We start from the raw sequence: 25,725 nt of genomic DNA on the forward strand, positions 1-25,725 counted from the left end.
ATCATATTAAACAATCGCCTAACTATAAAGTAAATAACATTGCTACAAAGGCGACACTATTATTAATTACATGTAATGTTATGGTCGCTGCTAAGTTACGATTAGTAAAGTGATACGCTGCAACAAAACAACTTGCCATAATTATATATGGCCCTATTTCAAATGGTGACTGTGCATCTGTTACGTGCACACTTGCAAATATTAAAATCGACAACACATACATAACAACATAAGTTAATTTTTTACCCAGTTCATGAATTAATAAATGTCTAAACAGTAATTCTTCTACGATAGGTGTAACAATCACAATGTCTAAAAACAAGATTGGCCACATCCAACCTGATGTAAACATTTGTGCTAACATTTTATTATTTTCGGTATCATCAAATTGATATTTTTCAGGTAAAAATTCAACCATAGCTCCATACAAAATATTTAATACATACATAACAACAATAATAATCGCAATTGTTGCGAAATGTTTTTTCAAATCTTTAAAACGTTGTTTAGCTAAGGGAATTAATGTTTTTCTGTGCATTAAATAAAATAATAACAATACTAATGCCATACCAATCAAGCCAAATACAGTAGCAAAATTGGTTATAAGATTATTGATTTTATGATCTGACTTCATATGAAGTGAATTCGATATAATAAAAGCAATTAACATACCAATCATTGGTAATAAGAATTGCGCTAATATAATATAGGCAGGAATAAGCCAAAAATCTCTTTTAACTACCTTCTTTGATGCAAATTCATTCTGTAATTTATCAGAATCTAATAGTTGTTGAGTAGTTTCATTTTCCATAAAATTCTCCTTTAAATCTTCTTTAATTTTATTACTACATTAATAAGAATTTCACTGTAAAAACGATAAAAATAATGAGTTGGATACCTGCTTGAAATAAATAAGCTACTGCTAAATTCATTCCAGATTTAAGATACACAAATGTTGAACCTATAGCAATAATCAAATAAGGCAACATTTCCATTATATTTATCATATCATACACATGGACAAGCACTTCTATGAATATAGAAAGTATAATCACTATAACAATATGCCACTTTTTCCTTAATTCATGAATTAATACGTGTTTATAAATAAGCACCTCAATCATAGGTCTTAAAACAACCATTGATATAAAGGTAAAGAATAATGCAGATGGATAGTTAAACAAACCCTCTACTCTACGTTCATATTGTGTTGGTCCAAAGTTTAATATACCTAGTAACCATGTTGCCATTAACAGACCTAATAATACAACGACGATAGAAATCATAATATGTATAGTGTATTGTTTTGCATAATGAAATTGTCTTTTCATTACTTGTGCTATATCAAATTTATGCATTACAAAAAAGGCAAATAATGTTAAAAACTGAGCTAACACGAATCCCACGCTTAAACTAAGATTATATAAAAATTGTGCCGGTGGTCTTTGCGTTACCATTGCTGTTAATCCTAATGTCCCAAATACTGTACCAATAGGAATTAACATTTGAAATAATATGTATATAGGTATGATTAAAAAATCTTTTTTCATCATTTGGTTTTGATTCCATACGTCACGTTGTAATTGGTTATATTGGCTCATGTGTCACCTCCTAAATCGCATTTTATCACAATTACTTTATCATTTTATAATTCAGTTGAATACACTAATTAAAATAAATTGTCTCACATAAATATTTCATAAACTAAAATAATTTAAATTCTACAATATAATTTTAACCGGTTTCATTGTAAAACATTAAGAATGGTGTATCATAGTGTTGGAGTAATGATTAAGGGGGGCATATTAATGAGTGTACTAACGACGATGCAGTTCATTGTCAACATCATTATTATGATTTTTTTATTGGGTGCATTATTATTAGGTATCATTTGGCTAATCAAGGATAAACGACAAACACAACACAGTGTATTAAGAAATTATCCGTTACTTGCACGCATTAGATATCTTTCAGAAAAAATGGGGCCTGAATTAAGACAATATCTATTTTCTGGTGATAATGAAGGTAAACCCTTCTCTCGTACAGATTATAAAAATATCGTATTAGCTGGAAAATATAATTCAAGAATGACTAGTTTTGGTACTATGGAAGATTATAAAGATGGATTTTACATACAGAACACAATGTTTCCACTTCAGGCAAATGAATTAAAAGTGGATAATACCACACTACTTTCAACATTTATTTATCAAATTGAGAATGAACGTTTATTTAGTAGAGATGAACATCGTAAAAGTAAGGAAGTGGATCCTTATTATTTAACTGATGAACACGCTGTCATTCTCGGAGAACATCTTGCGCATCCTTATAAAATCAAACGATTAGTTGGTCAATCAGGAATGAGTTATGGTGCATTAGGTAAAAATGCTATTTCTACTTTATCTAAGGGATTATCTAAGGCTGGCACATGGATGAATACAGGTGAAGGCGGTTTATCAGAATACCATCTTAAAGGCGATGGAGATATCATTTTCCAAATTGGACCAGGCCTTTTTGGTGTAAGAGATAAAGAAGGTAATTTCAGTAAAAAAGAATTTAAAACACTTGCTGAACGTAAAAATGTACGTGCTTTCGAATTAAAATTAGCTCAAGGTGCCAAAACTCGTGGCGGTCATATGGAAGGTGCAAAAGTAAACGAAGAAATTGCTAAAATTCGTAATGTTGAACCGTTCAAGACAATCAATTCACCAAACCGCTTCGACTTTATTCATAATGCTACTGATTTATTAAATTGGGTAGATGAAATCCAACAATTAGGCCAAAAGCCAGTTGGTTTTAAAATAGTAGTGAGTCGTGTTGAGGAAATTGAAAACTTAGTCAAAACAATGGTTGAACTTGATAAATATCCAAGTTTTATCACAGTTGATGGTGGTGAAGGTGGTACTGGTGCCACTTTCCAAGAATTACAAGATGGTGTAGGCCTTCCATTATTAACTGCTCTACCTATTGTTTCTGGTATGTTAGAAAAATACGGTGTTCGTAATAAGGTGAAAATCTTTGCATCTGGTAAATTAATTACACCTGATAAAATTGCAATCGCTTTAGGATTAGGTGCTGACTTAGTTAATATTGCACGCGGCATGATGATAAGTGTAGGATGTATTATGAGTCAACAATGTCATATGAATACATGCCCTGTAGGTGTTGCGACAACAGATCCTAAAAAAGAAAGAGGATTAATTGTTGATGAAAAACAATATCGTGTAACCAATTATGTAACAAGTTTGCACGAAGGATTATTTAATATTGCAGCAGCTGTTGGCGTATCAAATCCTACCGAAATTACTGCTGAACACATTATTTACCGTAAAATGGATGGTGGCACACAGACTATTCATGATTACAAATTAAAGTTAATATCTTAAATAAGTTCAATATATCGCGATCACTTCAATGTGGTCGCTTTTTTAATGTCATTTTCTAATATAAACCTTCATAGACAGATATCTATATAGATGATAATCTATATTTAATTTGGAGGTTATCATGACTTATCAACAATTAGCAATTTCATTAAAAGTGTTATCAGATGAAAATAGATTAGAAATTTTAGATATTTTATCTTGTGGTGAATTGTGTGCGTATGACTTATTATCATACTTTCAATTTTCTCAACCAACGTTAAGTCATCATATGAAAATCTTAGTCACACATCAATTTGTTACCACTCGAAAAGAAGGAAATAAACGTTTTTACCAATTAAATGATGCGTTTTACACTCAAATACTTAATCATTTAAACCTCATTAAAAATAATAATGAACAATGTAAATGTCATTCAATGAAATTAGGTGATAGTCAATGATGAGTATCCTTGCTATTGCTATATTTCTAATAACCCTCTTATTTGTTATTTGGCAACCTAAAGGATTAGATATCGGAATAACCGCTTTAATAGGTGCTGTCATCGCAATTATTACAGGCGTTGTTAGTTTATTAGATGTCGTTGAAGTCACTCAAATTGTTTGGAATGCAACACTTACTTTCGTGGCTATTATATTAATCTCCTTAATATTAGACCAAATCGGCTTTTTCGAATGGGCAGCCGTTCACATGGTACGTGCATCAAATGGAAATGGTCTTATGATGTTTATTTTAATTATGGTTCTGGGTGCTATAGTTGCAGCATTTTTTGCCAATGATGGTGCAGCATTAATACTAACGCCCATCGTACTTGCTATGGTGCGTCATTTAGGTTTTAATAAAAAGATTATCTTTCCTTTTATTATTGCCTGTGGATTTATCGCTGATACGACGTCTTTACCCTTTATAATTAGTAACTTAGTCAATATCGTTTCTGCTGATTACTTTGGTATTGGTTTTACTGAATATATGGGGCACATGATTATCCCAAATATATTCTCATTAGTCGCAAGTATAGTTGTTTTATGGACTTATTTTAGACATTCTATACCTAAACGTGTAGATATCTCACATATCAATAAACCAAAAGATGTTATTAAAGACCATCGTTTATTTAATATTTCTTGGATCGTTATTGTTATTTTAATGATTGGCTATTTTGTTAGTGAGTGGATGCAAATTCCAGTTTCAATTATTGCTGGTGTTATTGCGATAATATTCCTAATACTTGCTAGCCGATCCTCAGTAGTAAATACGAAACAAGTCCTTATAGGTGCTCCGTGGAATATAGTCATCTTTTCAATAGGCATGTATTTAGTCGTATTCGGTTTGAAGAATGCCGGCATTACTACTTTATTGGCACATGTTTTATCAATGATTTCGAACCACGGATTATTTGCTAGTATTATGAGTATGGGATTCATATCTGCAATTCTCTCTTCTATTATGAATAACTTACCTACAGTATTAATTGATGCTATAGCAATTGGACAATCAGGTGTTTCTAGCACAATTAAAGAAGGAATGGTTTATAGTAATGTTATCGGCTCTGATTTAGGTCCTAAAATAACACCTATTGGTTCGCTAGCAACATTGTTATGGTTACATGTACTGGCACAAAAAGGCATGAAAATTTCTTGGGGAACATATTTTAAAACAGGCATTCTCATTACTCTACCTGTATTATTCTTTACATTACTAGGTCTCTATTTAACATATTTTATTTTTTAACATAAAAATGGCAACATTGAACACGTTTCGCTCAATGTTGCCATAAATTTTAGTCGTCATGATCAGTCATATTACTTTTTTTTTTTAATCCATTACGTTTCATCTGACTAACCGTTTTATCAAGACTCACTTTATCATTTTTACCTTTAACTGAAACAAATCCTAATTTTTTCTTCAATTGATCTATATCTGCTTTTTTATAATCAATATCAATATGTTCTACGGCTTTATCATTTTTATAATCTATTTTGAATGATACACCTTTATTACCTTTAAATGCTTTTTCATCTTTTTTTAATATATCTTTGGCTTGTGCTTTATCTATACCTAAATCTTCATATTTTAGTGTTCCTAATGTAGATTGTTTAAGTACTTCATCACCTTTATACGTTAAAGATGTAATAACTTGTTTACCATTAACGTCCCCTTCGAACGTTTTAGTCTGTTCTTTACTACACGCAGACAGTGTAATGATACTTAACGCAATGACTATCAAAACTGAAACTAATTTCTTCATATGGTCGCCTTCTCTCGCCTGTTTCTTAAATTAATTATACTATTATTTTTGTTATTGTTGGTATTACTATACTCTTATTTAACACAAAATTCTAATAATATATCACACCATTATCACTATGTTAAACTATACATAATACGTATTTGGGAGGATTGTAAAATGAGTGATTCAGTTCAATTACTTAAACAATTAACGTCAGCAAATGGCATTGCAGGTCGTGAAATGCAAGTTAAATCATTAATGAAAAATCATTTATCAACTGTTAGCGATGCTATTATTGAAGATAATTTAGGCGGTATTTTCGGAAAAAAATCAGCTACCAATGGTTCAAAATCTATTTTAGTTTCTGGACATATGGATGAAGTAGGATTTCTAGTGACAAAAATTGATAAAGATGGCTATTTATCTTTTAATCCAATCGGTGGTTGGTGGAATCAAGTCATGTTATCTCAAAAAGTGACTGTTACCACAGATGATGGTAAAACTCTAAGAGGTATCATAGGTTCGAAACCACCTCATGTGCTTACACCAGAAGAACGTAAAAAAACTGTAGATATTAAAAATATGTTTATTGATATCGGTGTAAGTAGTAAAGAAGAAGCTGAACAATTAGGTGTATCTGTAGGAAATATGGTAACGCCATATAGCGAATTCGAAACACTAGCTAATGAAAAATATATGACAGCTAAGGCTTTTGATAATCGTTACGGCTGTGCATTAGCCATCGATGTACTTAATGCGTTAAAAGACGAATCAATCGACATTAATTTATATTCAGGTGCTACTGTACAAGAAGAAGTTGGACTACGTGGCGCAAAAGTTGCAGCCCAAACGATTCAACCTGATTTAGCTATTGCAGTTGATGTAGCCGTTGCTTTTGATACTCCTGGAATGTCAGGCCAAACGAGTGATAGTCATCTAGGCGGTGGTCCAGTTGTTATTATGATGGATGCATCTAGCATTGCTCATGAAGGTTTACGTCAACATGTTAAAGATGTGGCACAACAACATAACATTGAAGTACAATGGGATACTACACCTGGGGGAGGAACGGATGCTGGAAGTATACATGTTGCAAATGAAGGCATTCCAACCATTACTATCGGTATCGCTTTACGTTATATGCACTCAAACGTTTCAGTTATCCATAAAGATGATTATGAAAATTCAGTTCGTCTCGTTACTGAAATCGTGCGTTCATTGAATGATGATACTTATAATAATATTAAATGGTAATATCTTAGGAGGCTTGATTAATGTATGAGGTTATTCGGAGAGTTAAAATGTTCCAACTGTCATCGTGAAATCAAAGATGATGAAAATATTTTCATAAAAGTACAAGCTAAAGATTTACATGGCTATACTAATTTAGATGGTTGGTCTAACGAACAATACAAATTATGCGAAACATGTGCTAAACAATTAAAGTAAAAAGTAAGCCAAGATTTCTCAGGAAATATGAGAAATCTTGGCTTTTCTATATTATATGATATTTTCAACTATTTATTTAATAGATTTTTTCCAACTATCATCACTTAACATTTCACCTGGCCAAGTGTATGCCATGACGCCACCATCAATACGAATTGTTTCTCCTGTAATAAATGAACTATCATCAGAAGCAAGGAAAGTTACTAATTTACCTACTTCGTCTGGTGTACCTAATCGACCTAATGGTGTAACCCATTTTTGATTTTCACGGAACGTTTGACCCGCTTCATCTTGCGCAGTTCCCGCTAAGTTATCTACTAACGGTGTCTCAATAGTACCTGGTGCAATTGCATTGGCACGAATATTTTCACGACCATATTCAATTGCGATTGATTTAGTGAAGTTAATCACTGCACCTTTTGCAGCGTTATATCCTGAGCGATATAAGTCGGCAGCTTGACCAGAGAATGATGCTGTATTAATAATTGAACCGCCTTGATCCATCATTAATGGCAATAAGAATTTAGTTACTAAGAACGTACCTCTCATATCTACGCCCATAATCTTATCAAATACTTCTACTGGATATTCATGAATTCGTCCAGCACCATTATCAACACCTGCATTGTTAAATATCACATCAATACGACCGTATTGTTGTTTCATATCATTCGCAAATTGTTCCACTTGTTGTTCATCTGAAATATCAACTTTATATGCAGTAGCTTGACCACCATTTTGTTTAATATCGTCAACAGTTTGATCTAATTCATCCGCAATATCTAATGCTAATACATGAGCACCTTCTTGAGCTAAAACTTTAGCAGATGCTTGACCTATACCAGTACTTGCTCCTGTCACAACGGCTATTTTATTTTCTAAACGTTTCATGTTGTTTCACTCTCCTAATATTTTTCATGAAAAATGAATCTTAATATTATATTTCCACTTCCTATAAAGGTCTAAACGCCGTTACGACAATGATAGCGCTTTATTCAGAAATTCTTTTGAACGAGTTTATCAAATCATCTTTTTATACTCAATAGTTTTATTATCAATTTCAATTTCAGAAAATTCTTATCATTACATGTAATGTTTGCTATACTTTTAGATAATTTAACTAAGGAGTGGTTCATGAATGACAACAAATGCAAAAGAAAAACCATCAATCGTTAGTAAATTTTTAAATGGTGTAGAATGGGTCGGTAACAAATTACCTGATCCAACTGTGTTATTTTTCTTAATGTGTGTAGGTCTCGCAATCATCACTTGGTTTGTTTCACTATTTAATGTTTCTGTTAAACATCCTGGTAACGGTGAAACCATACATATCAAAAGTATTTTAAGTCATGACGGTTTTGCGATGATTATGAATGATGCAATTAAGAACTTTTCAGAATTCCCGGCACTTGGTTTGGTATTAGGTGTCATGATTGGTATTGGTGCTGCTGAAAAATCTGGTTATTTTGATAAACTGATGATTTATGTAGTAAATAAAGCGCCAAAGAAGTTAATCGTGCCTACTATCATTTTAATAGGTATTCTTGGTAGTACGGCTGGTGATGCAGCAACTATTATTTTACCGCCTTTAGCTGCAATGTTATTTATTAAAATTGGTTACCATCCTATTGCTGGTCTAGCAATGGCTTATGCGTCAGCGGTTGGTGGGTTTGCGGCAAATTTAGTTGTTGGTATGCAAGATGCACTTGTGTATTCATTTACAGATCCTGCTACTAAAATAGTATCTAAAAGTATTCATACTAATGTCGCAATGAATTGGTACTTTATTGCTGCAAGTGTTGTCGTCTTATTACCTACGATTCATTTTGTAACTTCAAAGTTAATTATTCCGAGACTAGGTAAATATGATGATTCAGATGCCCATGAAGATATGGAAGAAACGTCTTCTCATATTACATCTGTCGAACGCAAAGCATTATTTTGGGCAAATATGAGTTTTATAGCTCTCATCATATTATTAATCATTTGTGCAATACCTGAGCATAGCTTTTTACGTAATGCTAAAACAGGTAGTCTTTTAGATGACGCACCATTAATTAATGGTGTTGGACTGATTATTTTAGTAGTATTCTTAGTTCCCGGCGTCATTTATGGTGTATTAAGTCGTGAAATTAAAAACACTAAAGATTTAGGACAAATGATTACAGATTCTATGGCCTCTATGGGTTCATTCATAGTAATCGTATTCTTTGCGGCACAACTTCTTGCGTTCCTTGAATGGAGTAACTTAGGTGTTATTACGGCTGTTAAGGGTGCTAAACTTTTACAACATCAAAATGGAGTCGTCTTAATACTCGGTGTCATTTTCTTAAGTGCTTTAGTCAACATGCTTATTGGTAGCGCCTCAGCTAAATGGGGTATCTTGGCACCTATCTTTGTTCCAATGTTAGTTTTAGTTGGTTTCCATCCAGCGTTTACTCAAGTTATTTATCGTGTGGGCGACTCTATTACTAATCCAATCACTCCTATGATGCCTTACCTACCTCTATTATTATCTTATGCACAAAAATATGATAAAAACATGAAACTCGGTACACTTTTATCTAGTCTTATGCCATACTCCATTGCTTTAACTATTGTATGGACATTATTTACACTCATTTGGTTCTTCCTTGGAATTCCTGTTGGACCTGGTGGACCTATTCATGTGAAATAATAAAAAGCGTTAAAATAATAACAAAAGTCACTTTCATTTATAAATGAGGGTGGCTTTTATTGTTGTAGAAAATAATGACTGCTCCTCGCTATACACTCTATTTGTAAACGCATTTTATAAGTTAATTAAAATCTTCAAAAATTCTATGGAAAATGTCTGAAAAATCTTTTCATTTTATATATCTCATGTAAAATAAAATTAAACAGGGGTATATTGTTTGGCCCATAAACATAGGAGGCAGTGATGGAAGAACGTATTGGATTAATAGATATTGGTTCAAATACTATTAGACTGGTTATTTTTGGATTTGATAAAGCAACAGGCTTGAATGAAATCTTAAATATTAAGACACCAGCACGTCTAAGTCAGTATTTAACTAAAGATAATGATATGAATGATGAAGGTATTCAAGTACTAACTGAGGCCCTAAGTAGCTTCAATAAAGTAGCAACTAAATTTAAAGTAGATGAATTACACCCTTTTGCAACAGCAGCCATTCGTCAATCAAATAATCAAAAAGATATTATTAAAAAAGTCAAAAAAGATACTGGTGTAGAAATTAAAATCGTACCGGAAGAAGACGAAGCATTTTACGGTTATTACGCTATTACTCACACTACTGACATTGAAGACGGTGTATCTGTAGATATAGGTGGTGGCTCTACTGAGGTCACTTTATTTAAAGACAAACAATTAAAAGAAGCACATAGTTTTCCTTTTGGTGTTGTTTCGCTAAAACGTCAATTTTTCGGGGATAAAGATCATAACGACAAATCAGCAATCAAAGGCATGGAAAAATTCTTATCAGAACAATTTGATCAATTAGACTGGCTTAAAGATCAGAAAGTTGCATTAGTCGGTGTTGGAGGATCTGCACGTAACGTTGCGCGAATACACCAATCAGAACATTCTTACCCTATCGGTGGCGTTCACAACTATACGATGTCAGATAAAGATATCGAAGAAGTCTTTGACCTTATTCGCAAAAGCTCTAGAGATGAACTTACTAATTTAGACGGCTTAAGTCGTGACCGAGTAGACATCATCTTACCTTCCGTGTCAGTGTTTAAAACACTTTATAAAAAAATTGATGCGACTCAATTTACATTTTCAAGAAAAGGTATTCGCGAAGGGTACATTATGAATGCGATACGTCAACGTTACCCAGAAGAATTTTCAAAAGAGAATGTTAGAAAAGATGCATTACGTCAACTAGCCAACGAATATCATATTGAAGAAGGTAGTGCTAACCGACGTCTTAAATTAGCAGAATCATTGCTTACACAATTACTTAATCATTCAGATCTTAAAGTTAATGACAATGACAAAGAATTATTTGTTGAAGGTGCTTATCTTTATTATCTAGGTAGTTTCATTGATTCAGATTCTAGTTCTCCACATACGTATTATCTTATCGCGAACTCAATGATTAATGGCTTTTCACATAAAGATCGTGTGAAATTAGCTCTATTAGCGAGTTTCAAAAATAAGTCATTACTTAAATTTTATTGTAAGGAAACTGAGTGGTTTAACAGTAAAGAAACGGATACCATTCAAGCTTTAGGCGGTATTATCAAATTTGTGAATGCTTTAAATATTTCTCACACGAGCTTTGTCGAAGAAGTTGAACTCAAACCTAAAAAAGACGATAAGTATGAACTATTTGTCTTCTATAAAGGCGAACCTATTGCTGAAGAATATCAAGCAAACCGTCAGAAAAAACATATCGAAAAGATTCTTGATGGTAAAGTAACGATTACCTTTACAAAATCTTAACAAACGTATGATACTTTTAGACTACGCAAATATATAAACAATGAGGTGTGTTGAGGTTATGCAAACTCAATTGGGAGAAAAGGATATTAATTTACCACAATACTATAACAACCGGGAACTAAGTTGGTTAGACTTTAACTACAGAGTCTTACAAGAAGCTTATGACAAGAACAACCCTCTACTTGAAAAATTAAATTTTGTATCTATTTTCAGTTCAAATTTAGATGAATTCTTTATGGTTCGAGTAGCTGGACTTAAAGATCAAGTTGAAATGGGATATGACAAACCTGAAAATAAAGCACAAATGACACCTCAAGAGCAGTTAAACGCGATAAAAGTTAAAAATACTGACTATGTAGCAATTCAGTATAAGCGTTATAATGAGTTGATTGAAGAATTACGTCAATATGATATTGAAATGGCAAAACCTGAAGATTTATCAGAAATGCTAAGCGAAAAATTAGAAAAAGAATTTAAAACAAGAATTCTACCTACTCTTACGCCTTTAGGTATTGATGCTTATCACCCATTTCCAAAGTTGAATAATAAAAGTTTGAATATTTTCGTAGATATAGATACAGAAGATGCGATTAATTCAGCAATTGTCCAAATTCCATCATTAATTCCTAGATTTATTACACTTAATGAAGGTCCAAAGCAATTTGTTCTAATGATTGAAGATGTTGTTACTTACTTCATTAACTACTTATTCTCTGGTTATGAAGTTTTAAATACATTTACCTTTAGAATAACTAGAAATGCTGATTTAACAATTCATGAAGACGGTGCAGAAGACTTACTTATTGAAATTGAACGTTTCTTAAAAGAACGTCGTAGTGGCGCTGCAGTAAGATTGGAAGTAGATGGACGAACTGCTGAACGCGAAGATATTAGCTGGATTATGGAACAATTAGAAGTAGAGGAAAATGACATCTATTTCGTAGACGGTCCGTTAGATTTAACATTCTTATTTGGTTTAGTAGATCATTTATCTAATAAACTTTATTACTTAACATATGAGAAATACACGCCACAAGTGCCTAGATCTTTAGGTTATAACAACGTGTATCAACTAGCATTAGAACGAGATATCTTCTTCCATCATCCTTACGAATCATTCGAACCAATTGTAGACTTTATTAGAGAAGCAGCAGATGATCCAAGTACTATAGCAATCAAACAAACATTATATAGAGTTAGTAAAGACTCACCTATTATTAAAAGTTTAAAAGAAGCTGCTGAAAAAGGTAAACAAGTAACAGTATTAGTAGAACTAAAAGCAAGATTTGATGAAGAAAATAATGTCCATTGGGCACGTATGCTTGAAGATGCAGGATGCCATGTGATTTATGGTATGACCCATTTAAAAACACATAGTAAAATCGCACTCGTGGTTAAAAAAATCGGTAACGAATTGACTTCATTTGTCCATTTAGGAACAGGTAACTATAACGATAAAACCGCTAAACTATATACAGATATGGGTATTATTACGACTAATAATGATATCGCAGAAGATGCTATTAACTTCTTTAATTATTTAAGCGGCTATTCAGTTAAACCAGATTATAAAAAATTAATTGTCGCACCTTTCGATATACGAGATGTTTTCATCGATAGAATTGATAAAGAAATTAGCAGCCATTTAGAACATGGTAACGGTAAAATCATGATGAAAATGAATTCATTAACGGATAAAGCCATCATTGAAAAATTATTTGAAGCGTCTCAAGCTGGAGTTAAAATCCAATTAATTATACGAGGTATTTGTTGTTTAAAACCGGGTATTCCAGGAATCAGTGAAAACATAGAAGTTGTAAGTATTGTTGGTAGACTACTTGAACATTCACGTATTTATTATTTCCATAATAATGGTGATGAACGTATCTACTTATCTTCTGCGGATGTAATGACACGTAACATGATTAAACGTGTTGAAATACTCTTCCCTGTTGAAGATAAAACCATTGCATCACGTTTACTAGACTTTATGAATTTACAATTGTCTGATAACCAAAAAGGACGCTATCAAGATGAACATGGCAATTACCACTATATAGAAAATAATTTGTCACCTTTAAATTCTCAAGTCTATTTAATGCAAAATGCAATTAAACATGGACAAGAATTAAAAAAACAAAGTACACATCCTACAGGTCAACCTGTACGTTCAAGACGAGGCGGTAACTGGATGAGCCGTCTAAGAGATACACTTAAACGCTAATATACAAAATTAAACAGTTTGTAGATATATCCAAATGATAATCTACAAACTCTTTTTTATTTATCCAAATTATTGAAATGATTTTATACTGGTCTAACCGTCACTTCATTTACGTTGACATGGCTAGGTTGAGTTAATGCATAAATCGCTGCATCTGCAATATTTTGTGCTTCTAATTTTTTACGTCCATTGAAATCGTAATGCTCAGTTAATGGTGTTTCAACCATACCTGGAGAAATACTAGTCACTTTAACTCCAGTCTTAGCTAGTTCTTTTTCTAAACCTTGTGTTATGGAATGCACAGCGGCTTTTGTCGCACTATAAATTGCACTCCCCTTCGTCACTTCAAAGCCAGAGATAGATGCGATATTAATAATATGTCCACTAGATTGCTCTAACAATGTAGGTAATGCTGATTGAATTGTATATAATGTGCCTTTAACATTTACATCAATCATTGAATCCCAGTCATCTACATTATAATCAGTAATTTTAGACGATTTCATTTGTCCCGCACTATTAACAACAATATCTAGTCTGCCAAATGTATCTTTAGCTGTGTCAATCAATTGTTGAACTTCTCTTTTATCTGTAACATCTGTCGCAACAACTTTGACATTTCCTTGCTCAAATTGAGTCGCTACAGCGTTTAATTTATCTGTATTTCTACCTGCTAATACGACTTTAACACCATTATTACCAAGTGCTGTTGCAATTGCTTCACCAATGCCACTACCTGCACCAGTTACGACTGCTACTTTATTGTTCAATTCATTCATATTTTAAAACTCCTTTTTATTAATCGCTATTTCTATAATTACCTACAAAGTTACACGATTAAACCTTTGTTCTTTTAATATCATCACATCTTCTCCTGTGATCTTGAAAAATCTTGTTTGTAAAAATCATATATAAGTTATAAAGTTAGTATGTAACTATCATACATGTTTTCAAATTATAGGGGGGAATACGATGACTTTTCACGATCGCATATTAAAATTAAGAGAACAAAATAACCGTACTGCATTTGAATTTCGCTTCGAAGAATTATTTAGTGACGAAGAATGGTTAGAAATGTCAGTTGCTGAGAGAAAATCAACTGAAAAACAATTCCAACATGAATTATCTAAAATGAGTGACGTAAGAATGCCTTACTCAAGTGTAGATAAAGCTAAAAATAAATTGTTCAATCAAGTCTATGCTTATAATGGAATTAAGAAGAACTTTAAACAAGTTGAAGAAAAAAGTAATGCTAGATAATAGGATAAAAATAACCTGGGACCTTTAAATTGGTCTCAGGTTATTTTGTAGCATTTTCCAGAATTATATGGGGGTATAATAATGTATTTGCCTTCAATTGCTCACCAACGAAGGCAATCAATTGCTTTTTGATTAGGAGTCAAAAATTATTGTTAGTTTGTTACTAATGTTTTACGTTCTAAGCCATAGTAGTATAATCTTTCTGCATCAATATAAGGGATTGAATCGATAGTTAAATAGCCATCTTTGATGTCACCAATTATACCTTGATTAACACCTGTATTGACATAAATTTCATAACTGCTTACATCAGAGAATACAAGTTCTTCAATTACTTTTCTCACTTTTATCACTCCAACATGTCTTATTCCTTACAATTCATATACTACACCATTTTTCAGAAAATAAAAGCATTTTGTGATTATTTTCACAAATTTATCACTTTTCAAAATCTGTAAAATTAATGTCTATATTCATGAAATAAGTTATGTTTTTAGAACTACATCAATAATAAATTACCATTCCAATTCAATATCTACGTTTATTGTTTATTCTATTACTGAATTGAAAAATGCTGCCATTTGTTCAGCGGCAGTATCACTGAACATCACTTCTAAATTATCTTGAGATTCTTGTGCACTTTCTTTAGAAACACCATACATTTCTTCTTCATATTGAGCTATAGCTGACTTAAGGTCTTGAGATGTTTTAATGGCACTCGCTAATAAATATGCATCGTACAATGCCATATTAACACCTTCACCAGCAAACGGACTCATTAAATGTGCTGCATCGCCCATTAAAGTGATGTTGCCATTACTTTCCCAAGTAAAACCGATTGGTAATTTGTAAATTCGTCTAAGTAGCATATCATCACTGGCATACTCGATATATTTTTTTAATTCTGGTGACCAGTCCGCAAAGTCTTTTAATAATTGCTGTTTAATTTCTCCTTTTGATAAAGCTTTGTAATCATCAAGTTTATCTACATCCATTAAATAAGACATATAGACTTTAATTCGTCCATCTCCATTAAGTTGTCCTAGAATTGCTTTGTTGTCACCTAATGCCATCATTTTACCGTTTTTATTGAATTGAGCTAAATCAGGATGGTCGTTTTTAACATTATTCACATTTAATTCGACCATTGAAATATCATTATATTCAACATCTACATCTGAAATAAATGAACGCACTTTTGAAAATGCACCATCAGCACCTATAACTAAATCAAATGTTTCTTTATTTCCTACTTTAAATGAAACTTCAACTTGGTCATTTTCCAATTGAGTTAATGTATTAAAAGTATAACCATATTGAATGGATGAAGGTTCTAACTGATTCATAATAATATCACACAACTCACCACGATCAATTTCAGGTCGAGAACCTTCGCCTTCTGCATCTTCTTCAAATAATACCGTTCCATCTTTAGCTACAACTTTAGTGTCTTCACCTTCGTATCGGGCTAATTGTTTAAACTGTTCATAAATATTTGCTTCTTTTAAAGCAAGTTGCCCACTATCGTCATGAATATCAAGTGAACCACCACGATCTCTATTCACATTCGAATCTGCTTTTTCAAAAATAGAAATGGTATGTCCTTGTTGTTGTAATAATAGACCAAGCATGAGTCATCCAGGTCCACCACCAATAATTCCAATACGTTTTACATTTTCCATCTTCAACACTCCTCAACTTATTATTTATAGCGTTATTAACTTATAATGTTATTATTTGTCATTTAATTAGATATCTAACTATTTATTTGATGTTGCTCATTCTATTCCTTTTATTTGTAATGTGCAAGTATAAAGTTAGTTTTTATAAAAAAATCGAGATAAAAAATTGAATTAGAGAAAGTGTCGTTGCACTTTTCTAACCTATTTTTATCTCGATAGATTATGATTCATTCATTTAAATACTAGATACTAGTTCCAGAAATTTTTAAGACTTTCTGAATCTGACTGACCTTGCTTTTCACCTAATTTAGCCATATCTGGTCTAATAGATGGATCTACAGTATTGCCACCAAGTTCATTTAATTTATCAAATACTTCTTTACTAGGAGTGATGAGTTTAACTTCTGCACCATTTTGTTCTAATTCATTTATCGCATCTTCCAATTTATACGGTGTGTTAATCGGTAAATTTGTTGATAAAATTAAAACTTTTTTAGCTCCTTTTGCTAAATCGGCATTTTCCATTGAGTGACAACCGCCATCAAAATGTTTACTATTATTAACTGTTGTTGCTGGCCAAACACCTGGAAGTGATCCACTTGCTGCCATCGCTCTATAAATATCTACATTGGATTCTGTAGTAAATGCTGCTCTTGATTTCGCTTGTGCATCAACAGCCGTAATCATCAAATTTTCAGGCCATTGGTTGAGTTTAATTCTATTTTTCAATCGATTAATATATTCATTTTCATCAAATTTGTCATACTCTAATGCATATTCACTATAGCCTTTTATCCACTCTTCTGGTGTTGATGAATTCTTTTCAATGTCTGCATATCTCGTGAAGATATGGGACATATCACTTTGTGGTGGTTCTTCGTTTGATTTCGGAGCAATTTGTTCTTCAAATATTTCATCCCAACTTTTACTAGACGTAATACCAGTAGCTACCTGAGCACCACCTGATGTACCTATAATTAAATCTGCATTACGAACATCAATACCTTCTTTAGAAAGTGCTGATAAGTATCCTAATTGCCATCCAATTGCTAGTGACCCTCCGCCACCTAGGACAATGGCATAATTCATGTTTTGTTTATTATTCATGTTTAATGCGCCTCTTTTTCTTTTAATTATATTATCTATGATATAGTTGTTCTTTTTCCAGTAAAAGACTAATATGATAGCTAATAATTTATGTTATTCATTTTTAGATTGAATATCTGCTTGGTCTGTATTGTTAGTAATTATTTGTTGAGCGATATTCCAACTATCTTGCTCGATATCTAAAACACTTCTTAAATAAGCCCATGTTGTATGTTGTAGTAAGTCAATTCTTTCAGGATTTTCGTCAGTCGTTTCTTTGGCTTCATATCCTGCTATACCACCTAATGAATGTTCCGCTTCATATAATTTTAATAAACTTTTTTCACCTGGACTTAAATAATACGGTTCTTCCATCCATTCAGGTCCTATACTAGTTAATGGATTTTGATCTTTATCTCCCACTACAACTAAAGCTGGTTTAGTCATATGTTCAAAGGTTGGATTTAAAAACGAAAAATTATCTTTCGCAAATTGTGTTAACTTGTCTCCACCTTCTCCAGCAGTTGCTAATAAAATGCCGCCTTTCACTCTATCATCAGAATAATCTGTTGTCGCTTTAGTTATCGGATCAATCACTTGAAGTCCTAATAAATTACCTGCTGTTTGACCACCGAATGAGTGACCAACTGTCGCAATCTTACTCGTGTCTAATCGTCCACTCAATCCTGGGACTTGAGCCTCAATATATCCCAAATGATCTAAAATTGTTTTAACATCTTCCACTCGCTGACGCCACAAGTTTGACTGTCTTGGATCATCTTGAGACATGCTAATCGTTCTTGAATCTAAAAATGTAGGTTGAATGACAACAAACCCATGCGATGCCCAAAAGTCCGTTAAAGGTTCATATGCGTGCATTGAAGATCCAAATCCATGTGCAAATAAAATGATAGGTAAATTGTTACCTTCAGACGGTATACTTACTTTCACTTGTAATTCATCACCACGTTCAGTTGGCGTTGGTAAAGAAATCGGTTTGATTGTCATACTAGGAATAGCTTCGTTTATATTAAAATTGAGTTGATTCATTTTAAAAGCCTCACTTTTTTATTAGTTAAATTTTGTGGATTTTGAGTATAAAAAGTATATTTATTAAGCAAGTTTAAAATGAGACACTCTGAAATTCAAATATATTGACTGTAATAGACCAATTTGTATTTATTTAATAAAAATATGCCTTGATAACATCTTTTAAGATGTACCAAGACATATAGCTATATCAATATTATTTTTCAATCTATAAAATAAGCAGGTATGGATTTTCGATATATTTTGCAAGCACTTTTAGGAAGTCCGCTGCTCCTGCACCATCTAATATCTGATGATCAAATGTAAGACTGAGTGGAATACGTGCTACTTGTTTAACATTACCACTTTCCATTATAACTTCATGTGATAAAGCTCCTACGCCAAGGATACCTGTTTCACCTAAATTTAATATTGGCGTAAAGTATTCAATATCACTTGCACCCATATTCGTGATGATAAATGTTGCACCTTGCATTTGTATATTATATTTTATAAATAAAACGGTTAAACAAACATAAAAAGGATTAGTTATGCTAATCCTTTTTATGTTGAAATATATTTCACTATATTGTTAAGTAAGTCATTTTGTTTTTTATTATTTATATAGCTACTAATCACTAAATTTAAATCAAGTGAAAAAGCATCCACATAACCAAATTGCTTCTCTTGTCCTTCAACAGAAGTTTTACCTATATATTTAAAATCTTCAAGCATAGATTCAGGCATACAAAATATATTTTTAATAATATCATATTCATCTTTTAATGATAAATTATAATATAGCTGTTTTACAATACTTTCCCATCCTGGATATTTGTTTACACTACCTGTATAAGTAGAATAATATTTAGCATCTATTATAATTAGTTCATTTTCTTTTTCAATTAATATATCGGGAATTTGATCTGTTGAATGTTTAATTTCATTAATAAGCCAATATGGTTTGGGCATTTTTCTTTGTAATTTATAATTATGATTAAACATTTGTTTCAACATTTCTTCCCAAATGTTGTAAAAATACGGAGTAACCATTTCAAATTTCAGATCGTTATTACTTTTCTTTTTCAAAAGTATTATCAAAGTTTTTAGTAACCTAATTTCCCTATCCTTAAATGTATTATGGAGTGTCATTTCTAATATTTTTATCATTTCCGAAAATTTTATGTTAATTTTAACTTCCTCTATGTTCATTTCAAATTGCTGAAGCCAACCAAAATTATCTATACAGTATTTTAAAACTTTTAAATGAATAGTACTAACTACATTTTCATTGTTAATTATATTTTTTTTTGTAATTAAATTTAAATAGATTAGTTTATCATCTTGTATAATTGGAAGTTGCTTTTTAATCGTTTTAGCCCAATCAATTTTTCCATTATTATTGATTGATTTTCTTTCTCTGTTTTCTGTATATATACCATTTCTCTGAAAGTCACTTATTAACCAAGAACATAGATTTATATTTTCAATATCACTAGAATTTTCACCAATCCAATCACTTTCTTCGTCAGTCAAAGTAATTTCTTTCCTATATTTATTGATTGATTTAAATAAATTTATTGCATCATTTTCTGTTCTATTGAAATTTTTATAACCCTTTGGAAAAAATATATAGTTTATATTTTCGTAATTTGATACACCTGTTACTTTACATTTATATTCATTACTTTTGGTTTTAACAAAATATTGCTTTTCAATAAAAACTTTTGGAACTTTGTCAAAGCTATAATTTGCTCCTTCAATAAAGTATGCAAATTTAGTCATAATAATTGTTTCCTTCGTTTTTGGCAACTTCTAGTTTTTTCTTTAAAGGATCAACGAAACAATCTATTCCAGATTCTTTAAAATGTTCAATTAAATTTGAAAAAACTTTGCTCTCTTTAAATAAACTTTGTCTATTATATCGTACGACATCGTCCCATAAATATATTAATAATTTAGATGCAATCAAATCTTTATCCTGCATATCATGCTTGTTAATAAATCTTTGACCTATTAGTTTATCTTCATCTACATCAACTTCTTCACTTGACAAATGTTCATTTAGGATCGCCCCAAAATCTTTCCAATACATGTCAAATCCAGCAATTTTAACATCTTTAAGATCTTCTGCATCAAATGAAATAGGCATATATTCAAACTGCCATCTTCTTTTAAAAGCACTGTCCATGACAAAAACACCTTGATCTGCACTGTTCATTGTTGCAACAATACTCATATTAGAAGGAATATATATACTTTCACATTTCTTCCCGGTTTTGTTTTCTATATAATCGCAAATATCTTTATTTTTTATTATATATTTACTTTGCCCATCATCATCTCTATCCAGTAATTGAAATAAATCTCCAAATACTGCTGCTGTGTTCGCTCTATTAATTTCTTCAATTATAATTCCAATATTCTTTGTTTTATTTTCTACAGCCTTAATTAAAATATCAGTGAAAATTCCTGGAACAAAGCTATAACTAACAGATTTATCTTCATTTTGAACAGGACGTAAACCTCCAACAAAATCAAAATAAGTATATTCTGGATGAAATGTAACTCTTTCAAAATTATTAAAAAGAGAATCAACTTTATACGATTTACCTGTACCTGGAGCACCATAAAATATTTTATTTATAGCTCCAGTAACTCGTCCTTCATTATCATAAAATTCTTTAGCAGTTTTTATTATCTCGTTTTTATCATTATCAGATACCAAATAGTCATAATATAAATTTAATGATTGTAATATATTAAAATGCATATTTACTGTACCTTTTAAATTAGTATCATTTTCTAAAAAGGGTTGTAATTCATCTTGCAATTCTTTATTTACTTGATTTGTAATAATTTTTTCTTTGAATTTCTGAGATTCTTTTTCAAAATCAACAGTTTCTTCATGCGATGAATTAAACATATCATTACCCAGCGATACATTTTGGATTATTTCATCTATATTTTCAAAGTTGTTGTCATTCAACCATTTTCTAAAATTTTCAAATTTAGTCATTATTAACCTCTCCATTAAAATAATCTAAAATATTCAAATTGCTCTCTAAACAATTTTGAACATTCGTTATTGATATATTAGATTTTACTTTTTCCTCGTAAGAGGTCACTTTGTCTTTTACAACATCTATAAACTCCTTATTTAGTTCTATTTTATTTTTTGAAAAATTTAGAGTTTCAAGTTGTGTAAAAAGTCTTTGAATTCTTAATTCTTGCATATTTTTAGCAGCCATACTGACTTTTTCATAGCAAATTAATCTACTATGTAATATATAGTAAATATTTTTATAGATTTCATTATAATTATAAATAAAACAGACAAACACTTTAAATTCGTAGTTAGTTATCGCATATTCTCCACTATTTTCACCAACCATTATTAATATTTTGTATAATATAAACAGTGGATGTACAATTTCTTCATCATTATTCTCTTCTTTTTGTAAATACAATTTTTCAACTTGCATTTCAAATAAATTATAATATTTTTTATAATCGTCAAAATCCCCTTTACACAATTTCTTTGCTTCAAAATACGGGGGAAATATCTCCTTCTGTTCATATCTTTTTACTCCACTTACTAATCCTAAAATTACAGCATTACTTAAAATCCTAAAATTGGGAGTCTTATAATCTGGATTGGTTTGCTTTAACTCTTGAATTTTCCTCTCATAATAATCAACATAACTTAAATCAGTATTCGCTTCTTTATATTCTTCTAAAAACTTCACTGACCAAAATACATTTTTTATATTCCACTCATGTTTCCCTACATACCAATACTTTTTTTTAATTTTTTCTTTGTCCATTCTCAAATCTAAAATTTTATCTATAATCATGCTTAATACCTCTTTAATTCATGAATTATTTCAGAAATTGCTTTAGCTACTAGGGGAGGGACTGCGTTGCCAATTTGCTTACCGATAGATGACTTATTACCAATGAAAATAAAATCATCACTAAAGGACTGAATTCTAGCAGCCTCTCTTGCAGTTAGAGTCCTATTTAAATCTGGATGGATAACTCTACCTGCTGATGGTGTATCAAATCTAGTAGTAATAGTATATGCCGGTTTCCCCCATTCTAGTCTTCCGTAGGCACCACTATGAACTGATTTAATAGAATCAGCATCTTTTAAGTCTTTGAAATTCTTTCCTGGCAGAACTTCTTCAATTCTCTTAAGTGTTTTATTATCATGTTTAGGTACAATATGATTAAACAATTTATAACTTTTGTTTCTCATTTTTTCTTGATAAACAGATTGTGCGTTTAATTCATATGAAGATTCAAACTTTCCCTCTCCCGAATTTAAATAATTCAAATCACTAATTGCGTCTTTCAAATTAACTTTATCTATTTCATTATATTTAATATATTCATTCAATCTTTCTCTTAGATTTATTTCACTGTTTTTAGATCCAATTATAAATAGTCTTTTTCTTTTTTGTGGTACTCCTAATAATGAGGAGTCAATAATGTGATAATCAACATTATACCCTGGAAAACCATCATTAGATTTTTCACTAAATATCTTTAGTATTTCTTCTAATATAAGACCTTTTTCCATTGTTAATAAACCTTGTACATTTTCAAAAACAAAAAAATCAGGATTAAAATATTTTAATATTTTATAATAGTATTTAAAAAGATAATTTCTTGGATCTTCTATAAATTCTTTTTTCTTCCTAATTCTATTCCCTGACATACTAAATCCTTGGCAAGGAGGACCTCCTATAATTACATCAACATTTTTTAATTTATCACTAATTTCTTTACGACGATTTTCATTTTTGATTTTTTTTAATTCACAGTTGATTGCTTTATTTATATCTTTGGCAAAATCTTCAATACTTTCATTTATCATTAGAGTATCGGGATGATTATGTAAATATGATTTTGCAATCTCACAATCTATTTCATTAGCTAGTATTACATCATCGTTTGTCTGTATAAAACCATTACTAAACCCACCAACTCCAGAAAAAAGATCTATTATGTTCATTTAACTCATCCTTTTATAAACTTCATATTCATCATTCAATCTAACTTTTATATTATAATGCTTAATATATTCTATCTCAGTTACATCTAAATTAAATATTGGTGCTAAAAAATAATTTATTTTTTCAATTATTCTCTTTGATTTTTTATGCTTATAAACGTAATCTACTTGTTTAGAGCCTATAAATTCTTTGTTATTTTCTATATCGGTTTGTAATAAATCTACTAAGTAAGAAACCTTATCCTCTGACAGTGCCTCAAACTCTTCATAATTAAATTGTAAATCAATTAACTCTTTTTTTGTAATATGCCATCCGTCCGAAACCATTTCCCAAAAAAAGAAAAATATATCAGAATTTACTATTAGATAAAATACATCTCTTTGCTTTTTCGAAACAAAATCGAATGTTTTATACTCTGATTTTCTAACATTACCTATAAATGCTTTGACCCAAAAAGTAAGTCTTGTGCTTAACGAAAGACTATACTCAGAATTTGGAAATGTTAAGTCTACTAATGAAGCTGTATTATTCCTTAATTTATTATAAATTTCACTTTCTATTGAATTTCCAATTTTAGGTATATAACTATTTTCGATAAATGTATTTTTTATAAATTGTAAATTATGAAATAATTCTTTTCTTTCTTCCTCGTACCAATGTTTATAAGAAGTTGTATAAATACTGGTATATTTTGAATCCTTTCTTCTTCCTATAATAATAGAAAGCTTTTGATGAACTCCATTAAATAATGTTCCGGGTCTATCTGAAAAACTTGAAATAAAAATATTATTACATTTTATTTCTAAAAAATTTCTTATTGATTCCATCCTTCTTGTAGAGATTATTGAAATAGGAACTATTAATCCAAGCACACCCTCTTGTTTTAAAAGATCTATGGTTTTCTCAGTCATAAAAGCATAGATATTCCCGGATTTTAAAGATTTAAAATTAGTTAATTCATAATTTTTTATTTTTGAATATTCTACATAAGGGGGATTTCCAATTATTAAATCAAAACCTTCTATCTCATTGTTTTCAAAAAGTTCATTTAGCTCTGTTATTAACAAACTGTTTTTTTTAAATAAATTCAGTTTATTTTTCTCGTAAATTTCCAATCCTAAATTATAATTTATTTGGAAAACTTTTAAATTCATCCTTAACTTTGCTAAGTTTAGAGCTTCACTCATTATATCTATACCATAAAGATTTTTATTGAAAATTCTATAAATAATTTCATTATAAGGTGGATCTATATTTAATAATTCATATATTTTAATAGTAATATTAAAAAGAACTTCTCCAATATTAACTAAAAAACCACCTGTACCGACTGAGATATCTGCGATTTTAATATTTTGTATTTTTTTTAAAAGTTTTTGAAGTTCTATAGAATTTTGTTTATAAAGAAAATATTCAAATTTATGATCTAAATTATTATCATTTTTTATTATAAAGTCTTTTAAATTAGTTAAATAATAGTAAAGAGAGCTTTTATTGATGTAATCTATAGTATCGATTGGAGTATAATATGCACCATTATCTTTTTGATTAATAAACTTCTCAAATACATTCCCTAATTCATCTATTAAATAATTTTGATCATGCTTTGAATTTATGCTCCAATCATATTTGGCTAACTGTTCATAAATTTTTTCAAATAATTCCTTGTTTTTATTTAAAACTGCTTGTTCTGGAATATTCATAATATCTTCAAAATACCATGAATAAATTTCTAAATTATTAGTTCTTATAAAATTAGTTATAATTAGAAAGTTTAAAATTTTTATACTTTCAGTCCCTTTAACATCTGTCTCATCTTCAATTTCTTTCTTCATTTTTTTGTAGTCTCTATAAAAATTGCTTGTTATTTTTTTGTTATGTTTCATTTTCTACCTCTACATTATATTA

23 protein-coding genes and 1 pseudogene are annotated in these 25,725 nt (G+C 30.6%); 9 read left to right on the forward strand and 15 right to left on the reverse strand.

What is annotated here, in order from left to right; translation table 11 throughout:
* Positions 1 to 22 precede the first annotated feature (22 nt).
* Complete coding sequence (locus tag GVY01_RS09210) at positions 23 to 811, reverse strand: CPBP family intramembrane glutamic endopeptidase (protein ID WP_037555644.1); 789 nt, start codon at positions 809 to 811, stop codon at positions 23 to 25.
* A gap of 34 nt (positions 812 to 845) precedes the next feature.
* Positions 846 to 1,601, reverse strand: coding sequence for a CPBP family lipoprotein N-acylation protein LnsB (gene lnsB, locus GVY01_RS09215; RefSeq protein WP_108017105.1), 756 nt, complete (start codon positions 1,599 to 1,601; stop codon positions 846 to 848).
* A gap of 207 nt (positions 1,602 to 1,808) precedes the next feature.
* On the opposite strand from lnsB, the gene GVY01_RS09220 reads away from it, so the two are divergent.
* From GVY01_RS09220 to arsB, 3 genes are all read left to right on the forward strand, one after another.
* Complete coding sequence (locus GVY01_RS09220) at positions 1,809 to 3,386, forward strand: FMN-binding glutamate synthase family protein (protein ID WP_017636422.1); 1,578 nt, start codon at positions 1,809 to 1,811, stop codon at positions 3,384 to 3,386.
* A 121-nt stretch (positions 3,387 to 3,507) separates the two neighbouring features.
* Positions 3,508 to 3,825 (forward strand): ArsR/SmtB family transcription factor, encoded by a 318-nt coding sequence (locus GVY01_RS09225; RefSeq protein ID WP_017636423.1) that lies wholly within the window; start codon positions 3,508 to 3,510, stop codon positions 3,823 to 3,825.
* A complete protein-coding gene (gene arsB, locus GVY01_RS09230; protein ID WP_026083433.1) occupies positions 3,825 to 5,114 on the forward strand; it encodes an arsenite efflux transporter membrane subunit ArsB in 1,290 nt (429 codons plus the stop codon). The genes GVY01_RS09225 and arsB overlap by 1 nt, the downstream gene beginning before the upstream one ends.
* 49 nt (positions 5,115 to 5,163) lie before the next feature.
* Here the strand turns inward: arsB and GVY01_RS09235 are convergent, their stop codons facing one another.
* Positions 5,164 to 5,631: a YehR family lipoprotein gene (locus GVY01_RS09235; RefSeq protein WP_108017103.1), complete on the reverse strand. Its 468-nt coding sequence runs from the start codon at positions 5,629 to 5,631 to the stop codon at positions 5,164 to 5,166.
* Positions 5,632 to 5,790: 159 nt separating this feature from the next.
* On the opposite strand from GVY01_RS09235, the gene GVY01_RS09240 reads away from it, so the two are divergent.
* Positions 5,791 to 6,867, forward strand: coding sequence for a M42 family metallopeptidase (locus GVY01_RS09240; protein ID WP_108017102.1), 1,077 nt, complete (start codon positions 5,791 to 5,793; stop codon positions 6,865 to 6,867).
* A 24-nt stretch (positions 6,868 to 6,891) separates the two neighbouring features.
* The gene (locus GVY01_RS12550; RefSeq protein ID WP_017636427.1) at positions 6,892 to 7,062 is read left to right on the forward strand and encodes a hypothetical protein; all 171 of its coding nucleotides are present in this window, start codon (positions 6,892 to 6,894) and stop codon (positions 7,060 to 7,062) included.
* Positions 7,063 to 7,134: 72 nt separating this feature from the next.
* On the opposite strand, the gene GVY01_RS09245 is transcribed toward GVY01_RS12550, so the two are convergent.
* Positions 7,135 to 7,953 (reverse strand): SDR family oxidoreductase, encoded by an 819-nt coding sequence (locus GVY01_RS09245; RefSeq protein WP_108017101.1) that lies wholly within the window; start codon positions 7,951 to 7,953, stop codon positions 7,135 to 7,137.
* Between the two features lie 247 nt (positions 7,954 to 8,200).
* Here GVY01_RS09245 and GVY01_RS09250 point away from each other — a divergent pair, with 247 nt between their 5' ends.
* The 3 genes from GVY01_RS09250 (at position 8,201) to GVY01_RS09260 (ending at position 13,739) form a co-directional block, all read left to right on the forward strand.
* Positions 8,201 to 9,739 (forward strand): AbgT family transporter, encoded by a 1,539-nt coding sequence (locus GVY01_RS09250; protein WP_017636429.1) that lies wholly within the window; start codon positions 8,201 to 8,203, stop codon positions 9,737 to 9,739.
* Between the two features lie 243 nt (positions 9,740 to 9,982).
* The gene (ppx, locus tag GVY01_RS09255) at positions 9,983 to 11,515 is read left to right on the forward strand and encodes an exopolyphosphatase (RefSeq protein WP_017636430.1); all 1,533 of its coding nucleotides are present in this window, start codon (positions 9,983 to 9,985) and stop codon (positions 11,513 to 11,515) included.
* 58 nt (positions 11,516 to 11,573) lie between these two features.
* The gene (locus tag GVY01_RS09260) at positions 11,574 to 13,739 is read left to right on the forward strand and encodes an RNA degradosome polyphosphate kinase (protein ID WP_017636431.1); all 2,166 of its coding nucleotides are present in this window, start codon (positions 11,574 to 11,576) and stop codon (positions 13,737 to 13,739) included.
* An 83-nt stretch (positions 13,740 to 13,822) separates the two neighbouring features.
* On the opposite strand, the gene GVY01_RS09265 is transcribed toward GVY01_RS09260, so the two are convergent.
* The gene (locus tag GVY01_RS09265) at positions 13,823 to 14,518 is read right to left on the reverse strand and encodes an SDR family oxidoreductase (protein ID WP_017636432.1); all 696 of its coding nucleotides are present in this window, start codon (positions 14,516 to 14,518) and stop codon (positions 13,823 to 13,825) included.
* 193 nt (positions 14,519 to 14,711) lie between these two features.
* Between GVY01_RS09265 and GVY01_RS09270 the strand changes: the two genes are divergently transcribed.
* The gene (locus GVY01_RS09270) at positions 14,712 to 14,999 is read left to right on the forward strand and encodes a DUF1413 domain-containing protein (protein WP_017636433.1); all 288 of its coding nucleotides are present in this window, start codon (positions 14,712 to 14,714) and stop codon (positions 14,997 to 14,999) included.
* 152 nt (positions 15,000 to 15,151) lie between these two features.
* On the opposite strand, the gene GVY01_RS09275 is transcribed toward GVY01_RS09270, so the two are convergent.
* The 10 genes and pseudogenes from GVY01_RS09275 to GVY01_RS09320 form a co-directional block, all read right to left on the reverse strand.
* Positions 15,152 to 15,343: a hypothetical protein gene (locus tag GVY01_RS09275; protein ID WP_002450408.1), complete on the reverse strand. Its 192-nt coding sequence runs from the start codon at positions 15,341 to 15,343 to the stop codon at positions 15,152 to 15,154.
* Between the two features lie 204 nt (positions 15,344 to 15,547).
* Positions 15,548 to 16,630 (reverse strand): FAD-dependent oxidoreductase, encoded by a 1,083-nt coding sequence (locus tag GVY01_RS09280; RefSeq protein WP_017636434.1) that lies wholly within the window; start codon positions 16,628 to 16,630, stop codon positions 15,548 to 15,550.
* 300 nt (positions 16,631 to 16,930) lie between these two features.
* Positions 16,931 to 17,788, reverse strand: coding sequence for a patatin-like phospholipase family protein (locus GVY01_RS09285; RefSeq protein ID WP_159333732.1), 858 nt, complete (start codon positions 17,786 to 17,788; stop codon positions 16,931 to 16,933).
* A gap of 93 nt (positions 17,789 to 17,881) precedes the next feature.
* Positions 17,882 to 18,817: an alpha/beta hydrolase family protein gene (locus GVY01_RS09290; RefSeq protein ID WP_017636436.1), complete on the reverse strand. Its 936-nt coding sequence runs from the start codon at positions 18,815 to 18,817 to the stop codon at positions 17,882 to 17,884.
* 208 nt (positions 18,818 to 19,025) lie between these two features.
* A pseudogene (locus GVY01_RS09295) lies at positions 19,026 to 19,298 on the reverse strand (2-oxo acid dehydrogenase subunit E2); the annotation flags it as partial.
* 62 nt (positions 19,299 to 19,360) lie between these two features.
* On the reverse strand, positions 19,361 to 20,581 hold the full coding sequence (locus GVY01_RS09300) for an LlaJI family restriction endonuclease (RefSeq protein WP_108017098.1): 1,221 nt from the start codon (positions 20,579 to 20,581) through the stop codon (positions 19,361 to 19,363).
* The gene (locus GVY01_RS09305; RefSeq protein WP_159333733.1) at positions 20,574 to 21,815 is read right to left on the reverse strand and encodes an AAA family ATPase; all 1,242 of its coding nucleotides are present in this window, start codon (positions 21,813 to 21,815) and stop codon (positions 20,574 to 20,576) included. Before GVY01_RS09305 ends, GVY01_RS09300 begins: the two co-directional genes overlap by 8 nt.
* Positions 21,808 to 22,653, reverse strand: a complete 846-nt coding sequence (locus GVY01_RS09310) for a hypothetical protein (RefSeq protein WP_119483350.1) — start codon at positions 22,651 to 22,653, stop codon at positions 21,808 to 21,810. The genes GVY01_RS09305 and GVY01_RS09310 overlap by 8 nt, the downstream gene beginning before the upstream one ends.
* A 2-nt stretch (positions 22,654 to 22,655) precedes the next feature.
* Complete coding sequence (locus GVY01_RS09315) at positions 22,656 to 23,816, reverse strand: DNA cytosine methyltransferase (RefSeq protein ID WP_108168426.1); 1,161 nt, start codon at positions 23,814 to 23,816, stop codon at positions 22,656 to 22,658.
* Positions 23,817 to 25,703: an Eco57I restriction-modification methylase domain-containing protein gene (locus tag GVY01_RS09320; RefSeq protein ID WP_159333734.1), complete on the reverse strand. Its 1,887-nt coding sequence runs from the start codon at positions 25,701 to 25,703 to the stop codon at positions 23,817 to 23,819. It lies immediately after the preceding gene.
* Positions 25,704 to 25,725: the final 22 nt, after the last annotated feature.

This window comes from Staphylococcus sp. 8AQ, assembly GCF_902506595.1.
GTDB lineage: Bacteria > Bacillota > Bacilli > Staphylococcales > Staphylococcaceae > Staphylococcus > Staphylococcus pasteuri.

What these genes read in the sequence shown, in the direction of transcription:
- arsB (WP_026083433.1), top strand. Translation starts at nt 3,825, where the DNA reads ATGAGTATCCTTGCTATTGCTATATTTCTAATAACCCTCTTATTTGTT.
- GVY01_RS09270 (WP_017636433.1), top strand. Translation starts at nt 14,712, where the DNA reads ATGACTTTTCACGATCGCATATTAAAATTAAGAGAACAAAATAACCGT.
- GVY01_RS09235 (WP_108017103.1), bottom strand. Translation starts at nt 5,631, where the DNA reads ATGAAGAAATTAGTTTCAGTTTTGATAGTCATTGCGTTAAGTATCATT.
- GVY01_RS09265 (WP_017636432.1), bottom strand. Translation starts at nt 14,518, where the DNA reads ATGAATGAATTGAACAATAAAGTAGCAGTCGTAACTGGTGCAGGTAGT.
- GVY01_RS09320 (WP_159333734.1), bottom strand. Translation starts at nt 25,703, where the DNA reads ATGAAACATAACAAAAAAATAACAAGCAATTTTTATAGAGACTACAAA.
- GVY01_RS09310 (WP_119483350.1), bottom strand. Translation starts at nt 22,653, where the DNA reads ATGATTATAGATAAAATTTTAGATTTGAGAATGGACAAAGAAAAAATT.
- GVY01_RS12550 (WP_017636427.1), top strand. Translation starts at nt 6,892, where the DNA reads ATGAGGTTATTCGGAGAGTTAAAATGTTCCAACTGTCATCGTGAAATC.
- GVY01_RS09290 (WP_017636436.1), bottom strand. Translation starts at nt 18,817, where the DNA reads ATGAATCAACTCAATTTTAATATAAACGAAGCTATTCCTAGTATGACA.
- GVY01_RS09285 (WP_159333732.1), bottom strand. Translation starts at nt 17,788, where the DNA reads ATGAATAATAAACAAAACATGAATTATGCCATTGTCCTAGGTGGCGGA.
- GVY01_RS09245 (WP_108017101.1), bottom strand. Translation starts at nt 7,953, where the DNA reads ATGAAACGTTTAGAAAATAAAATAGCCGTTGTGACAGGAGCAAGTACT.
- GVY01_RS09240 (WP_108017102.1), top strand. Translation starts at nt 5,791, where the DNA reads ATGAGTGATTCAGTTCAATTACTTAAACAATTAACGTCAGCAAATGGC.
- lnsB (WP_108017105.1), bottom strand. Translation starts at nt 1,601, where the DNA reads ATGAGCCAATATAACCAATTACAACGTGACGTATGGAATCAAAACCAA.
- GVY01_RS09250 (WP_017636429.1), top strand. Translation starts at nt 8,201, where the DNA reads ATGACAACAAATGCAAAAGAAAAACCATCAATCGTTAGTAAATTTTTA.
- GVY01_RS09260 (WP_017636431.1), top strand. Translation starts at nt 11,574, where the DNA reads ATGCAAACTCAATTGGGAGAAAAGGATATTAATTTACCACAATACTAT.
- GVY01_RS09280 (WP_017636434.1), bottom strand. Translation starts at nt 16,630, where the DNA reads ATGCTTGGTCTATTATTACAACAACAAGGACATACCATTTCTATTTTT.
- ppx (WP_017636430.1), top strand. Translation starts at nt 9,983, where the DNA reads ATGGAAGAACGTATTGGATTAATAGATATTGGTTCAAATACTATTAGA.
- GVY01_RS09305 (WP_159333733.1), bottom strand. Translation starts at nt 21,815, where the DNA reads ATGACTAAATTTGAAAATTTTAGAAAATGGTTGAATGACAACAACTTT.
- GVY01_RS09315 (WP_108168426.1), bottom strand. Translation starts at nt 23,816, where the DNA reads ATGAACATAATAGATCTTTTTTCTGGAGTTGGTGGGTTTAGTAATGGT.
- GVY01_RS09210 (WP_037555644.1), bottom strand. Translation starts at nt 811, where the DNA reads ATGGAAAATGAAACTACTCAACAACTATTAGATTCTGATAAATTACAG.
- GVY01_RS09300 (WP_108017098.1), bottom strand. Translation starts at nt 20,581, where the DNA reads ATGACTAAATTTGCATACTTTATTGAAGGAGCAAATTATAGCTTTGAC.
- GVY01_RS09220 (WP_017636422.1), top strand. Translation starts at nt 1,809, where the DNA reads ATGAGTGTACTAACGACGATGCAGTTCATTGTCAACATCATTATTATG.
- GVY01_RS09225 (WP_017636423.1), top strand. Translation starts at nt 3,508, where the DNA reads ATGACTTATCAACAATTAGCAATTTCATTAAAAGTGTTATCAGATGAA.